The sequence below is a fragment of the Cohaesibacter gelatinilyticus genome, assembly GCF_900215605.1.
Lineage (GTDB): Bacteria > Pseudomonadota > Alphaproteobacteria > Rhizobiales > Cohaesibacteraceae > Cohaesibacter > Cohaesibacter gelatinilyticus.
Map to the genome: position 1 here is coordinate 326,890 of NZ_OBEL01000004.1, position 14,751 is coordinate 341,640.

Below are 14,751 nucleotides of genomic sequence, written 5' to 3' on the forward strand. Positions count from 1 at the left end.
GTGCTCAATGCTGATCCAACTGAACAGGCTCGATACCCAGTTCAGCCGCGATTGCAATATTCATGTCCCGACGCTCATCTTCGCTCTTGAAGCGCACGTAATGGAGACGCGGGAAGCGTTTTTTGAGAAAATCCATTCCCTGATAGGGAGAGGTTCGGGCAAGAATGATCAGGGGCTGCCCTTCATGGGCTTCCTGTTTTGCCTGACGCATGGCTTCAATATCATGCCCGTCAATCTCGACAACAATCGCGCCGAAAGCCCTCATCTTTGTTGCAATGTCACGCACTTCCATCACGGAAGACATCGCGCCGTCGCATTGCTGATCATTCACATCCATGATGGCCCACAGATTGTCGATGCCATGATGTGCTGCTCCCTGAATGGCCTCCCATGTCTGGCCTTCCTGGACTTCGCCATCTGACATGAACACACAGACCTTGCCGGTTTCGCCGCGCTTCTTACGGCCCCATGCCAAACCGGCCCCAGTAGACAGCCCGATACCGAGGGTACCGTTATGCACTTCCATTCCGGGAGAATGTTCTGCCCCGATCATTTCGACAGATGACCCATCCTTGTTGAACATGTCCAACCCTTCCGGTGCCATGCGGCCGACCTCGATCAAGGTGGCATAGGCTACGAGTGCATAGTGAGCAGGCGCAATGAACAGGCGATCATGGACCGGAGTAAATGGCCCGTTATAGCCTGCACCGGTGTGATAGTCGGGATTATCAGCAGACGGCACACCTTCAAAGGGTTTGGGGATCATGGGCAGAGTTGGATCACCAATATGCAGTGCTTCGTTATAGAGCCATGCCAACTGCTCAGCAGCAGAACAAGCCTGACTGAGATAGCCACCATTGTTGCGCATCGAGTGTTCAAACACTCGACGTCTGATACCAAGCGCTATTTCGCTGCTTGTTTTGCGGTTGCTCATCCTGCTCCCCTTTGATGCGGATTGGAAATTTGAGCAAAATATATCAAATGTCATCAATGGTGACAATTGTAAAATTTTAAATATTTACCCATAAAAAAGCTCCCCGAAAATCTATCGGAGAGCTTGGTATTGAGGTTAACATCCAATTGGGCACAGAGGCAGTCTAACGAAGGCTAGCTTCGATATTGCCCCCATCTACGGTCAAGATATGTGCGGTGGTTCGGTGCGAACTGGCCAACATGACGAATGCCTCACCTACATGATGAGCCTCCACTTCGCGTTGCAACAGATTGCCAGCCATATAGCTCGCCTCATCCAGCCCACGTGCATTTGAACGCTCTGCAATGAAGTCATCGGTAAGCAGCCTGGACCGAATACGGTCGGCATTGATACCATTGACCCGAATTCCTTCACCACCCAGTTCTAGCGCCAGCTGCTTGACAAGGAAGAGGCTGGTTGCTTTTGGCAAGCCATATGCCCCAAAGCCCTTGCCCGGATTGACGGCCTGCTTGGAGACATTGAGCAAGATCTGGCCTCCTCGTCCCTGATCACGCATCACTTTGATGGCCGATTGGGCCAGCTTGTGATGAGAGAAGAAGTTAAGCTCAAAGCTGCCTCGTAAAGTCTCATCAGACATCTCCGCCATAGGGCCAGACCATGCAGCGCCTGCATTGGAGACAAGAATATCCAAGCCACCAAATCGATCGAGACAGGCATCAATGGCATTCGTCGCACCACCTTGTGCAGTCAGGTCACAGGTAACGCCACCATGTCCCGATCCCAACTGTTTGAGAGCTTTAGCAAGTGCATCTTCATCTCTATCGACGAGGAAGATATTAGCACCTTCTTTGGCGAAAGCTTTTGCTGTTGCAAGGCCAATGGCCCCTGCTCCGCCAGTCACCAACACAATAGACCCAGTCAGTTTGGGAGGCTTGCCTTTGCCCAGTTTGGCTTGCTCCAAAGACCAATATTCCATATCGAAGAGGTCAGCCTCTTCAATCGGGAAGAAGCCACCAGCTGCCTCGCCCCATTCGCGAACTTGTAAATTCTGCACACCAATATCAGCTGCAATGCTCGCTGCCTTGGCATTGGCACCAATGCCAATCAAACCAAGACCAGGGATCCAAGCAAGATTTGGGGTTGGGTTCAACATGGTCTTCTGACCATCAAATCTTGGAACCTGCCGATCAAAATAGGCTTTATAATCAGAAATGAACCCATCCAGCTTGGCTTTGATACCATCTGAGCCCTTGGCAAGATCAGCATGGGTCAGAACCAGCGGCTTGCCCTTGGTTCGGATCACATGATCCGGTGTGGCAACACCGCGCTGGGATAGAGCATCCAGATCCGTCCGCCCCATGAAGACTTCGATATTTGGTCCATTGCGTACATCCATGACAGGCATGGCACCATCACGGTTACCAGTATGCTCAGCGTTGGCAGCACCAATCAAACCCCGTAAGGTAGGCAGCACCTGTTCTGGCGTCATAGGCAGAGCTGGTAGCTGAACGCAAGTCGCGGGATTGGCCGCCAACTTCTTCTCAAACCACGCTTCCACCGCATTCACGTGTTCGATCATTAGATCGTAGGATTTCTTGCCATCCTCATGGAATGTGAAATGCCCATGATTGACCAGAAGCATGCCTTCAATATCGGGATTGGCGTCATAGACATCCGCCGCAGCCTTGGCCAGCGCAAAGCCCGGCATGATATATGGCACAAGCGCAACCCGATCACCAAAGATCTCCTTGGTGACTGCTTCCACGTCCGGCAGGTTGGCCAAAGCCAGCATTGCCGTAGCATGAGTGTGATCCACGAATTTATGCGGCAGATATGCATGCAACAGTGTCTCAACTGATGGGTTCGGCCCCGTTGAATCAATCAGATTCTGGCGCTGCACATTGACCATGTCTTCATCACTAAGACTGCCGAGACTGCGCAAAGCCATCAATGGCTGCATCTGAACACCGGGAAGGCCGGGTGCTTCAATGGTTCCCAGGTCCCAACCACTGCCTTTGACATGCAGGACATCAATGGTCTCACCAAGCAATGTCTTACGGCGGGTTTTGACGGACGTATTCCCTCCGCCATGCATCACCAATTCCGGATCCTGCCCAATGATGCGGGAGGTATAAACACGTAAAGCCAAGTCTTGATCAGCCGGATCATCTCCTGCTGCCTCGACCAAACGCTTTGCGTCTTGATCCTGCCACCTGTATAGAACCATTGGAAGCCTCCATTGAATATGGTTGATTGGTATGATACATTGATTTTGACAAATGTCAGATAGGTGTGTCAAATATAAAATATCGGAGATCCAATGGCAAATGTTGTCCGTCGCAGAGCTGCCGGCCAGATCAGTGGTGAAGATATTGTCGTGGAAGCGGCCTGGATGTATTACCACGATGCAATGAACCAGAGTGAAATTGCTAAAAAGCTGCAAGTCTCGCGCGCGACCGTTGTCAATTATCTTCAGGAAGCACGCGAAAAGGGCATCATTCGCATCAGTCTGTCTGACGACGCATTTACCGGCCATCGCGCGGCTCTTGCCTTGACCCAGAAACTCGGCTTGAAGGCCGCCTATGTACTGCCTAACGGAGCAGGAAATCAGGAGCAAGCCTTCATGCGTGTGGCATTGGGTGCTGCAGAATGGTTGCCTGACTTGTTGAAACAAGGCGATCGGTTAGGTGTTGCATGGGGGCGAACCATCTATGAGATGGCTGAAGCCATGGAACAACATGAAATGGATGATCTGGTCGTTAGCCAGTTGGTAGGCTCCATGGCCACGCCTTATGGGTTCACAGCTGAGATTTGCTCAGCACATCTGGCCCGCGCTCTTGGTGCAAAATGCATCAACCTTCATGCCCCTGCCGTACTGACAGACCCGGATCTGGCTGCCAGATTGCGCCAGGAACCCCTCATTCAATCCCAGCTGGATGCCTTGAGCCATTGTAACAAATCTGTCTTTGCGGCAGGTTCCTGTCAAAGCGACAGCCATATCGTCAGCTCCGGCGTAGCCAGTCAGGAAGACCTGGACTGGTACAAGGCCGAGGGTGCTACAGGCGTGATTTGCGGCCGCTTCATCAATGCACAAGGTGAGGCCATTCCCGGTCCTCTGGATGAACGCATGATCGGGGTGACATTGGACCGATTAAAAAATTTGGAAATGGGACTTCTGGTCTCTGATGGCCTCGACAAGGTCGAAGCCATGAATGCCTGTATCAAGGGTGGCTATGTGACCCATGTGGTCACCAGCGCCGACACCGCCCAAGCCATGCTGGATACTGCCGACTAGCTATCAGCTCGTTCGGCCAACTCATCTCAAAAAGCAAAAAAGAGGAGAGCAATGCTCTCCTCTTTCCCTTTGGATGCCCAGCCTGATTGCGGGTCAGGCTGTTCACCCGGCTGCTATTTCGCAAATTCCGGGAAAAGACCCGCCAAACCTTCACGTGATGCATCACATACACCGCGCTCCGTGATAAGTCCGGTGACAAGACGCGACGGCGTCACGTCAAAGGCAGGGTTGCCATGCTCTGCCCCATCTGGGGAGACTTGAACCTGACCAATACTGCCATCTTCCTGTTTGCCCCATAGATGAGAAATCTCTTCTCCGTCGCGCTCTTCAATGGGAATTTCCTTCACCCCATCTTTCACGGTCCAGTCGATGGTTGGTGATGGCAGAGCCACATAGAAAGGCACATTGTTGTCATGGGCCGCCAGGGCCTTGAGATAGGTACCGATCTTGTTGCAAACATCCCCATGAGCGGTGGTCCGATCCGTCCCCACGATGACCAGATCCACCTCGCCATGCTGCATCAAATGCCCTCCGGCATTGTCAACAATCAGCTTATGCGGAACCCCATGACTGACCATCTCCCATGTCGTCAAATGGGCACCTTGATTGCGCGGGCGTGTTTCATCGACCCACACATGCACCTCGATGCCTTTTTCCAAAGCATGATAAATAGGCGAAGTGGCTGTCCCCCAATCAACCGTTGCCAGCCACCCAGCATTGCAGTGGGTGAGAATATTGACCGGCTTTCCGCATTTTTTGGCGGCAATTTCTTCAATGATCTTGAGGCCATTAAGACCGATCTGGCGGCAAATCTCGACATCTTCATCGCAAATTTCAACCGCACGCCTATAAGCTGCTTCGACCCTGTCTGCCGGCGCCAATGGCATCAGCAAGGCACGCATATCATCCAGCGCCCATTTCAAATTGATGGCGGTCGGGCGCGTATCATGCAAGATATCCCAGGTCTCGTGCAGTGAAGCATCCGACGGGTCGATCCCCATCTGAATGGCCATGCCAAAGGCTGCCGTCGCACCAATCAAAGGCGCACCGCGCACCCACATATCTTTGATGGCAATTGCGACATCCTCTCGACTGGTAAGATCCACAACGCGGAACTCGTGGGGCAACCAACGCTGGTCTATTGTCTTGACTGTGCGACCATCGTCATCGAGCCAGATCGTCCGATAGGGAGTTCCATTAACTTTCACGCGCGTGTCTCCTTTTCCATGACAAGGGCAAGCCGGGACAGGTCTGCCGGGGCGCCAAGAGCATGGCGGTTTTTGATAAGATGACGGCCAAACAAAAGAGCCTTGGTCTCACACTGAGCACGCAAAGTTTCGTCTTCAATCGTGTCCAGTTCAGCAATATGGGCCAAGCCAAGGATGCGACGATGCATTTCCACGCCACAGAAACCCAGCATGTCCTGCCAGATTTTCGAGAGCATTTGAGTCAAGGCTTGTTCGGAGGCCAGATGATGTCCCTGATCTTCATAGAGGCTGGCAGGATAAAGGATGCCTGTCCGCTCGGTGCGCCACAGATGCGAGAATTCACTCACGAAATGTTGCCAGATGTCTTCACAGACCTGCAGGATCCATGCTTGGTAATCCGTGCAGCCTTCAGCATCGGCGATATGTCCCGGTTGGGCGAAATAGGCCATATAGAAGTTGGCTAGCAACATGCCTACATCAAATCCCATAGGGCCATATAGCGCAAATTCAGGATCAATGACTTTCACATCAGACGGGGTGACCATCACGGATCCGGTGTGCAGATCCCCATGCAGCATGGTTTCTGCATTGGCGCAGAAGATACTTTTGAGATGCTGCACTTCTACCTTGAGATCCATATCAGCGCGCAGTTCTGAAACAACACCATCCAAATGCGGCGTGGTGTGGCGGTTCATTTCTGCATCGAAATATGGATCATTGAAAATCAGGTTTTCGGTGATGTCACAAAGCTTGTCATTCCCTGCAAACAGAGCCACATCTTGCTTCCGCTCCGCTGCATTCATGGAAAGATCGGATCCACGGAACAAGGTGCGTGCTACGAAATTCCCCAAGACCTCAGCCAATGTTTCATGTCTGGTGGCCGACATCAGATCATGGCGAAGAATGATGTGTGGTGTCAGAAATTCCATGATGATGAGGGCTTGCTCTTCATCGAAATGGTAAATCTCGGGCACACTGCCTGGATCACGAAGAGCCTGTCGCTTCAAAGCGTGATATTCAAAGAAGGCACGGCTCAGAGGCAGCGGCCAGCTATCACCGACAAGGCGCACATATGGCAAAGCCTGCTTTACGATGACGCTTCCAGATGCGCTCTCCACAATAAAAACCAGATTGAGGTTGCCATCCCCCACTTCCTTGACCGACCATGTAGAAATGTCTGTCCCCAGATATTCGGTGAGAACATCAAGTTTGCCTAACCTTTCCCCCAGCGTCTGAGGGGTCAAGGCTTCATACACGCTGTTCGACATGCTTCTTTCCTCCCTTGCAACGGGATGTTTCCATCACGTTGTATTCACGCCGACGATCCACATTTTTGCAGCAGGTTCAATGGTTCTGCCTATGTTGTCATCCACTTTGTTCAGGCAAATTGACCTGGCGTCGATCCCCAAAAACACGAGGGAACTTATCTCATTTCACCCGAACAGAGCTGAACCATGCCAGACATGTCCGGGTTTCCTGTCAATTTTCCTGCCTGCATCAAGGTGATGGTCAGCTTTATTCCCCCTTACCATCATAGCGATTTAATCAAATGTCAATACTATTTGACATTTGATACATCTTGGATTTATGCTCATGGTCGGGAGGATGTAAATCCGTGGAAAATACTGCCGTTGCGCTAAACAACATTGAGAAGACCTTTGGAGCGAACCGTGTTCTGCGGGGCGTCAATCTGGATATTCCAAAAGGCAAAGTCACAGTCCTGATGGGCGCTAACGGCGCTGGAAAGTCCACCCTGGTGAAAATCCTGTGTGGCGTATATGCCCGTGATGGTGGAGACATTCGCCTTGATGGCCAAGAATTTCATCCCGAGACACCCTCACAGGCCATTCAACAAGGGGTCGTGACCGTTCATCAAAACATCAATGATGGCGTTATTCCAGACTTGGATGTTGCATCCAACCTCATGCTGGACAAGCTGGCTGGTGGGGATCGATCTTTCTTCTTCAATCCGACAAAAAACCGGCGTGAGGCCCAAAAAATTGCTGAACGCATGGGGCTTGAGATTGATGTATCTACCGAGGTGCAGAATCTGGCCCTTGCTGATCGGCAGTTGGTCGCCATTGCCCGGGCCATGGCCCATGAGCCGAAGCTGATGATTTTGGATGAGCCGACCTCATCTCTGTCTGCAAGCGAAGCAAAAAGACTGTTTTCACTGGTGGATATGCTGAGAGATCGTGGTGTCGCCATTCTCTATATTTCTCACAGAATGTCCGATATTCGCCGTCTGGCGAATCGCATTGTTTCCATGCGGGATGGTGCGATATCCGGTGTGTTTGAGGAAGACAATCTGGATTATGAAGGGGCGGTCAATGCAATGCTTGGCCACCGGATGACGGACGTCGATATCGATGTGCAAGCATCAGGTTCAATCGCCCTGTCACTCGACAATGTGATCCTGAAACCCGGTGCATCCCCGATCAGTCTACAAGCTCACCGTAATGAAGTGATTGCAATTACCGGACTTGTCGGCACAGGCAAATCCCGTCTTGCCGAAACCTTGTTTGGTGTATGCCCTGTCGAGGGGAGCATTACGGTGAATGGGGAGACTTATGCCCCCAAGACAACTGGACAGGCCATCGAGAAGGGTGTGTTTCTTTGCCCAAAGGATCGCGGTTCCAGTGCCGTTATCCCGGAAGCAGACATCACCCGTAACATCACCTTACCTTTCCTCAAACATATGGCAACGTTGTCATTTGTGAACAAGCGGGCAGAGCGGCGGGCGGCTCAAGAGCTGATCAGCAAGCTTGGTGTTGTCTGCCAGTCTGAGAACGATGACATCGGGACACTGTCTGGCGGCAACCAGCAAAAAGTCATGGTGGCCCGTTGGCTTTCCCAACCGTGCGATGTGCTGGTGCTCGATGAGCCATTTCAAGGGGTCGATATTGCAGCGCGCAGGGATATTGGCCGCAAATTGCGTGAAACCGCCGACCAGCGCGCAACCATCGTCATGGTGGCTGAGCTGGACGAAGCGCTGGAAATTGCCGACCGCATTCTGGTCATGGCCGAGCACACGATTGTGGGCGACCATATCAACGATGCCAATATCAATATCGATCAGGTGCTGATGGAGGTTGCGGGGCAAGCCGCATCACCATCTGGTCATCAAGAAAAAGTTGCCAGCTAAGCCCAACAGGGGCAGGCAAAAGAGCCTATGTGAGGACATGTTTTGACAGACACTGTGGTACAAAACGAAGACACCATGAAACCACCATCCCGTAGTCTCACAGACCTGGCAATTCGCTATGGCTTCCTGATGCTGCTTTTTGGGCTTGTTCTATTTTTCAGCCTGGCCGCTGACGGTTTCGCCTCGCCTTACAGTGCGGTTTTCATTTTTCAGTCAGTTGCGATCACTGGCATTCTGGCTCTTGGCGTGACGGCGACACTCGTTGTAGATGGCTTTGATTTGTCCATTGGATCTGTCGCAACGTCTGCCCTGATGCTCTCGGCCTATGTAATGGTAATCTGGGAACAAAGCGCATGGGTTGCCGTACTTGCCTGCATTATCATGGGAGCAGTGGTTGGCTTCATAAATGGTTTTCTGATCGTGAAAATGCGGGTCCCGGATCTGCTCGCTACACTGGGCATGATGTTCCTGTTGGTAGGTTTGCAACGCATCCCGACTGAAGGACGTTCCATTGCAACTGGTATGACGCTACCGGATGGCACGGTTGCCGAAGGCAAATTCTCAGCTTCATTCCTGGCTCTTGGCCGTCACCGGTTTGATCTGATCATCGACAATCTGGTGCCAGTCTCCGTGGTCTTTCTGATTGTGATTGCCATTCTGATCTGGGTCTTTCTGGAATATACCCGCCACGGTCGGGTTATGTATGCAATCGGCTCCAATGAACGCGCAGCCGGTCTCGCAGGGGCACCGGTCAATAAATACAAAATCATCGCTTACATGATTTCAGGCGTCATGGCGTCCATTGGTGGCATCTTGCTGGCCGCTCGCCTTGGGCGCGGCGATATTGCCTCAGGCAACAATTTGCTGCTCGATGCTGTGGCTGCTGCTCTCATCGGCTTCGCCGTTCTGGGGGCCGCCAAACCCAATGCTTTTGGCACTGCCATTGGTGCCTTGTTCGTCGGCATTCTCTTGCAGGGGCTCACCATGATGAATGCCCCATATTACACACAGGATTTCGTCAAAGGTGGCGTTCTCGTCGTCGCCCTTGTCTTCACGTTTGCTCTTTCAGGGCGACGTGGTCGCTAACTTGAATAAAAACACTGACTTGATATTTCTTGGGAGGAAACAATGAAACTAACTCGTCGTATTTTTGGTGCTCTTGCAATTGGTGCCATGTCTTTCGGCGCTCTGGGCTCTGTTGCTCAGGCTGCAGATATGCCCAAGCCATTTGATAAGCCCGGTGATGTAAAAATTGCCCTCGTTCGCTATCTCTCAACTGGTGATTTCTTTCAGGCCTATCTGTCTGGCGTAGAGAAACAAGCTGCTGCTCTGGGCGTTGACCTTCGCGTGCTGGACAGCCGTCAGGATGCCGCTTTGCAGGCTGATATGGTTGATCAGGCAATTGCCCTAGGTGTGGATGGTATCATCGTTCAGCACGGCCTGACCGAAAGCATGCAAGAAGCTGTACAGCGCGCAGTGGATGCAGGCATCAAGGTGGTTGCGTTTGATGTGAATGTTAAGAATAAAGCCGTTCCACAAGTGGAACAATCTGACCGCGATCTGGCCCGTCTGGCCCTTGAACAAGCGGTAAAAGACAATGGTGAGAGCTTCAAGGCAGGATATGTCTATGTCCCTGGAATTGCTCCGCTTGATCGCCGTGACGAGACCTGGAAAATCTTCAAAGCCAAATATAGCGGCATCAAAGAAAAAGCCATGTTCGGCACTCTCGATAACCCGATTGCCAATTCCAATGCCAACCAGGCCCGCTCCATTTTGGCAGCCAACCCTGATATCACTGTGATGTTCGCTCCTTATGACGAATTTGCCAAGGGCGTGAAAATCGCAGTTGATGAAGCAGGCATGACCGAGCAGATCAAGATTTACTCTGCTGACGTCTCAACTTCTGACATCGCAGCCATGCGTGAGCCAGGTTCCGCTTGGGCCGCGACCGCAGCGACCAACCCTGCCGTTGTCGGTGAGGTTTCTGTTCGTTCGTTGGCAATGCTGCTGGCAGGTGAAAATCCAGGTGCCAACGTGATTGTACCGCCAACCCTGATCACCCAGAAAATGCTCAATGAGCTGGATATCAAAAATATGGAAGATCTGTCTGCAAAGCTGCCACAGTTCGCTCATGCTGATGTTGCAACTCCGGCGTGGATGCCGCTTCCAAAGCGCTAAGCTCCACATTCAAGTGATCAGTATAAACAAATGCTGCAGTATGAAAACACTGCAGCATTTTTCCTTATTATTTCTGGAAATAAGATTTAAGCATCACGATTTGCTTCAGCCAATAAAGCAGTATTTTGAAATTGGCATTGAGCAATCATAATCCAAGTATGAGCCTGTCTCCCTTGGCTCTGGAACAACAGGTCATCATGCGATCACCAGCCGCTCGTTCGGCTTTGGATAGCACCCGATCACGATGATCTATCTCGCCTTCCAGAACTGAGGCCTCACAGGTGCCACATAATCCCTCTCCGCAATCGACACTGATATCGACGCCAACCGAACGAAGTGCGTTATAAACCGTCTCATCTGCCGCAACTTGAATGGTCAGATCAGTGTCGGACAGCACCAGTTCGAAGGATTTCTCATTTGACGGATCAAGTCCGGAAGAGCCGGAAGAAAAATATTCGAAATGCAGCGTGCCTTCCGGCCAAGCCTCGGCCATTTCTTCCAATTGAACCAGCATCCGATCCGGGCCGCAGGTATAGATCTGATGGCCAGACGACAAATCCGCAAAGTGCCTTGCGAGGTCCAGCCTTGTCTTCTCATTCGAAATATGAAGTGACAATGCCTCCCCGTGATCATGCATGACACGATCCAGCAAGGCCAGATTTTCCCGACTGTGACCGCAATAATGAAGCTCATAGGATTTTCCAAGTGTCTTCAGTCGATCTGCCATGGCCAAAATCGGTGTGATGCCAATCCCGCCGGCAACAAGCTGATAATGCTCCGCCGTCTCATCCAGCTTGAAATGATTGCGAGGACCGGCAATCCGCACATCATCACCAACGGCAAGCGTCTCATGAAAATGCTTTGAACCGCCTCGCCCGTCTTCTTCCAACGAGATGGCAATCACATAGCTTTCAGTATTCAGTTGATTGCCGCAGAGCGAATATTTGCGGCGAATATCACCTGAGACCAGATCCACATGGCTCCCCGGTGTCCATTTTGGTAAGGTTTTGCCCCGTGGATCAGCCAGAACAAAGCCTTTCACATTCGGGGCAAGCTGGAGGATATCCTGCACGACCACCCGGCGCAGAATATCATCCTTGATCGGGGCACCAATCTTGAACGAGATGGATTGCTCAAGAATGGAAGGATCATGCTTTTCCGGATTTTGCGCCGGATCCCATTCCACGAACAATTTGTCAGGCCCTCGGAAGGATGTATTGGGAAGATTTTCAAAACTTTGCCCGGGTAACAAACGCAAGTGAGGCAAGCGGCGGGTAAATTCTTCCAGAAAGATCCGCATTTCCATGCGGCCGATATTCTTGCCCATACATTGATGGGCCCCATAGCCAAAGGTCATATGGTCGACGGCATTGTCGCGATAGATATCGATCTCGTCCGGATTCTCCCAATAGCGATCATCCTTGTTGGCGCTGGCCTGCACGATCAGCAGCTTTCCGCCTTTAGGAATTCCGACGCCATTGATCTCGGTATCATCGGTGGTGATCCGGCGCCAGGCAACGATGGACCCTGCCACACGCAGGCATTCTTCGACCGCGCTCGGGATCAGGCTTGGATTTTCACACAATTCATCCCAGGCATCACGATTGTTCAGCAAGGTCCAGAGTGCATTGGCGGACGCATTGGAAGTTGTTTCGTGAGCGGCTGCCAAGATCGCCATCATCATGGACCGCATATAGCTCTCGGTCACGATGTCAGGATGCTTGAAATGCTGACGCACGGTTTCATACATCCAGCCCTCCCCATCCGGGTTGGCAATCATGTCATCCAGAATGTCATTGGCAGTTTTCCAGAAACGGCCGACTTTTTCCGTGATCTTCAACTGCTCCTCGGGCGTGGGTCTCCCCCAGGTATTGAGGGTATGGGCTACCGCAAACTGACGCAACTGCTCGGCGCCTTCATCAGGAACGCCAAGAAAATGCAGTGCAATGGTGAGCGGGATCTCATAGAAGAATTCACTGATCAGCTCCGCCTCTCCGCGCTCAATGAAGCGGTCCATATATTGGCGGGCGAGCTTGCGCACTGCCGGTTCATGCTTGGCCAGATTTTCCGGCAGGAAATCGTCGAGCAGCAGACGGCGACGTGCCATATGATCCGGCTCATCTTCATTCACCATCGTGCGGCGCATGTCGAAGCCATATTTCTTCAAGATATCCATGGCTTCAGGCGGCGCAGGCGTGATCTTCTCCAGGGCAATGGCAGGCGAGAAGAGAATGTTGTCGCGAAAGACCGCCTTCACATCTTCATATCGTGTCACCACCCAATAGCCGATTTCGGGGCTGTAAAAAACCGGCTCATTTTCCCGCGCCCAACGCAGTGCATCCCCGGGGTCAACCTGATACGGGCCTTCGAACGGATTGAAGGCAGCAGCTTGGGAGGAAATGGGACATCCTGTCGGGGAATTTCCATGATCTTTGACCGGACAGCGCTGGTTTTCCATTTTTCATCACTTCCAATATTTACTTTTATCGCACATCTATATACTTATAATGAAAAACTATTCAAAGCCGCCTGTCAATATTCAGCGCGGACGATCTATACATGGAGAAAGCTATGGCGATGCTTCAAACACTGGATCGCGGCCTCAAGGCGCTGTTCTTCATTGCAAATTCCGAGAATGGAAAAAGTGTTGCAGAGCTGGCCAACGAGCTGGAAATCGACCGGGCTGTTGCCTATCGCATTGCCAATACGCTGGAGCATAACGGTCTTGTTTCCCGAAAAATGGGGGGGCGCCTGTTTCTCGGTGCCTCTATTGTCGGTCTCGAAAGCAGTTTCGAGCCTCAGTTAAGGCAATTGGTTCGGCCTTTGCTGAAAGAACTGGCTCAGAAAACCAATGCCACTGCTTTCATGACCATCGCGCAGGATGAGGAAGGCGTTGCCATATCTGTTTGCGAGCCGGATACCGCACTTCTGCGCGTTGGCTATAAAGTCGGCAGCCGCCATCCCATTAATATGGGCGCGGCCGGGATTGCCATTCTTGCAGCACGGCCAGAGACAGCCGCTGATAGACCAGAGATTTGTGAAGCAAGAAAAGCCGGTTACAGCATCACACGTGGCGCTCTCCAGAAAGGGGCAGTGGGTGTTGCTCGTGCCCTGTCTCGGATAGAGCGAAATACCGGCCCTTTTGAGGCCAGTATTGGTGTTGTCGCCATGGAAGATCTTGATATCGATAACGCTGTTTCGTCTGTGCTCAACTGCGTGCAAAAAACTGATCACTTGCTATCCAACTAATCCGCCTCTTGAAAATCATTCCGTTGGCTTTTTCGTTTTGAATACGGACCGATCATCAAAGAATCTACAGGCCTTTGATGTCGCTGGTCTGGCCTTCACCGCCTTCCACCAACGAGCAACATTGGGAGCATCCTCAAGGGATAGGCCCAGATGTCCATAATCATTGATCCATGGGAAAAGCGCGATGTCAGCAATGCTATAATCATCGCCGTAAAGATAATTCCGGCCCTCCAGCTCATCATTCAGATAGGCAATCGACTTGTGCGCAATAGCCTTATATTGGGCCAACGCATCCGGATTGGGCTTCTTTGCAATTGCCGACCAATATTCTACCTGCCCGAAATAGGGGCTCTGAGATGACGCCTGATAAAAGAGCCAGAAATTGATCTGCGCTGCATCATCTGCAGACTGGCCCAGACCCCACTCAGCTTTCTGAGCAAGATAGAGCAAGATGGCATTGGATTCTGCCAGAACAAGATCTCCGTCCACAATCACGGGAACCTTGCCGACCGGGTTCAAGGCGCGAAATTCCGGACTATGCTGCTCCCCTTGCCTGATATTGAGGGGAATGAACTCATGCTCGAGCCCGGTTTCCAGCAAAACCATCAAAACTTTCAGCGAATTGATGGTGTTATAGGCATAAAGCTTGATCATTGATTATGGAGCTTCCTTTTCATTCATCCCACAGACGCTAACTCTTTACTGATGCGAATCTTTTACGTTGGATTGTGAAGCCAATCCA

At 51.7% G+C, this 14,751-nt stretch carries 11 protein-coding genes; 5 read left to right on the forward strand and 6 right to left on the reverse strand.

Annotation, left to right across the window (positions count from 1 at the left end; genetic code table 11):
• Positions 1 to 4: 4 nt before the first annotated feature.
• Both CRO57_RS17470 and CRO57_RS17475 read right to left on the reverse strand, forming a co-directional pair.
• Entirely contained in the window at positions 5 to 934 is a 930-nt protein-coding gene (locus tag CRO57_RS17470; RefSeq protein WP_097154761.1) for a transketolase, read from the reverse strand.
• A gap of 163 nt (positions 935 to 1,097) precedes the next feature.
• On the reverse strand, positions 1,098 to 3,161 hold the full coding sequence (locus CRO57_RS17475; RefSeq protein WP_097154762.1) for a bifunctional aldolase/short-chain dehydrogenase: 2,064 nt from the start codon (positions 3,159 to 3,161) through the stop codon (positions 1,098 to 1,100).
• Between the two features lie 93 nt (positions 3,162 to 3,254).
• On the opposite strand from CRO57_RS17475, the gene CRO57_RS17480 reads away from it, so the two are divergent.
• On the forward strand, positions 3,255 to 4,229 hold the full coding sequence (locus CRO57_RS17480) for a sugar-binding transcriptional regulator (RefSeq protein WP_097154763.1): 975 nt from the start codon (positions 3,255 to 3,257) through the stop codon (positions 4,227 to 4,229).
• A 113-nt stretch (positions 4,230 to 4,342) separates the two neighbouring features.
• On the opposite strand, the gene mtnA is transcribed toward CRO57_RS17480, so the two are convergent.
• Together mtnA and mtnK are read right to left on the reverse strand one after the other, a co-directional pair.
• Positions 4,343 to 5,437 (reverse strand): S-methyl-5-thioribose-1-phosphate isomerase, encoded by a 1,095-nt coding sequence (mtnA, locus tag CRO57_RS17485; protein ID WP_097154764.1) that lies wholly within the window; start codon positions 5,435 to 5,437, stop codon positions 4,343 to 4,345.
• The gene (gene mtnK / locus CRO57_RS17490; protein WP_097154765.1) at positions 5,434 to 6,705 is read right to left on the reverse strand and encodes an S-methyl-5-thioribose kinase; all 1,272 of its coding nucleotides are present in this window, start codon (positions 6,703 to 6,705) and stop codon (positions 5,434 to 5,436) included. Before mtnK ends, mtnA begins: the two co-directional genes overlap by 4 nt.
• A 347-nt stretch (positions 6,706 to 7,052) precedes the next feature.
• On the opposite strand from mtnK, the gene CRO57_RS17495 reads away from it, so the two are divergent.
• The 3 genes from CRO57_RS17495 to CRO57_RS17505 all read left to right on the forward strand — a co-directional run bounded on the left by CRO57_RS17495 (position 7,053) and on the right by CRO57_RS17505 (position 10,760).
• Positions 7,053 to 8,582, forward strand: a complete 1,530-nt coding sequence (locus CRO57_RS17495) for a sugar ABC transporter ATP-binding protein (protein ID WP_097154766.1) — start codon at positions 7,053 to 7,055, stop codon at positions 8,580 to 8,582.
• 75 nt (positions 8,583 to 8,657) lie between these two features.
• On the forward strand, positions 8,658 to 9,668 hold the full coding sequence (locus CRO57_RS17500) for an ABC transporter permease (protein ID WP_097154767.1): 1,011 nt from the start codon (positions 8,658 to 8,660) through the stop codon (positions 9,666 to 9,668).
• A gap of 42 nt (positions 9,669 to 9,710) precedes the next feature.
• Entirely contained in the window at positions 9,711 to 10,760 is a 1,050-nt protein-coding gene (locus CRO57_RS17505; RefSeq protein ID WP_097154768.1) for a substrate-binding domain-containing protein, read from the forward strand.
• 145 nt (positions 10,761 to 10,905) lie between these two features.
• Here the strand turns inward: CRO57_RS17505 and CRO57_RS17510 are convergent, their stop codons facing one another.
• On the reverse strand, positions 10,906 to 13,218 hold the full coding sequence (locus CRO57_RS17510; protein WP_097154769.1) for a cytochrome P450/oxidoreductase: 2,313 nt from the start codon (positions 13,216 to 13,218) through the stop codon (positions 10,906 to 10,908).
• Positions 13,219 to 13,331: 113 nt separating this feature from the next.
• Here CRO57_RS17510 and CRO57_RS17515 point away from each other — a divergent pair, with 113 nt between their 5' ends.
• The gene (locus tag CRO57_RS17515; RefSeq protein WP_097154770.1) at positions 13,332 to 14,009 is read left to right on the forward strand and encodes a helix-turn-helix domain-containing protein; all 678 of its coding nucleotides are present in this window, start codon (positions 13,332 to 13,334) and stop codon (positions 14,007 to 14,009) included.
• Positions 14,010 to 14,024: 15 nt separating this feature from the next.
• Here CRO57_RS17515 and CRO57_RS17520 read toward each other — a convergent pair whose 3' ends face one another.
• A complete protein-coding gene (locus tag CRO57_RS17520) occupies positions 14,025 to 14,663 on the reverse strand; it encodes a glutathione S-transferase family protein (RefSeq protein WP_097154771.1) in 639 nt (212 codons plus the stop codon).
• Between the last annotated feature and the right edge of the window lie 88 nt (positions 14,664 to 14,751).

Coding starts and splice junctions, on each gene's coding strand:
- CRO57_RS17470 (WP_097154761.1), bottom strand. CDS start 934: ATGAGCAACCGCAAAACAAGCAGCGAAATAGCGCTTGGTATCAGACGT.
- CRO57_RS17475 (WP_097154762.1), bottom strand. CDS start 3,161: ATGGTTCTATACAGGTGGCAGGATCAAGACGCAAAGCGTTTGGTCGAG.
- CRO57_RS17480 (WP_097154763.1), top strand. CDS start 3,255: ATGGCAAATGTTGTCCGTCGCAGAGCTGCCGGCCAGATCAGTGGTGAA.
- mtnK (WP_097154765.1), bottom strand. CDS start 6,705: ATGTCGAACAGCGTGTATGAAGCCTTGACCCCTCAGACGCTGGGGGAA.
- CRO57_RS17500 (WP_097154767.1), top strand. CDS start 8,658: ATGAAACCACCATCCCGTAGTCTCACAGACCTGGCAATTCGCTATGGC.
- CRO57_RS17505 (WP_097154768.1), top strand. CDS start 9,711: ATGAAACTAACTCGTCGTATTTTTGGTGCTCTTGCAATTGGTGCCATG.
- CRO57_RS17510 (WP_097154769.1), bottom strand. CDS start 13,218: ATGGAAAACCAGCGCTGTCCGGTCAAAGATCATGGAAATTCCCCGACA.
- CRO57_RS17515 (WP_097154770.1), top strand. CDS start 13,332: ATGGCGATGCTTCAAACACTGGATCGCGGCCTCAAGGCGCTGTTCTTC.
- CRO57_RS17520 (WP_097154771.1), bottom strand. CDS start 14,663: ATGATCAAGCTTTATGCCTATAACACCATCAATTCGCTGAAAGTTTTG.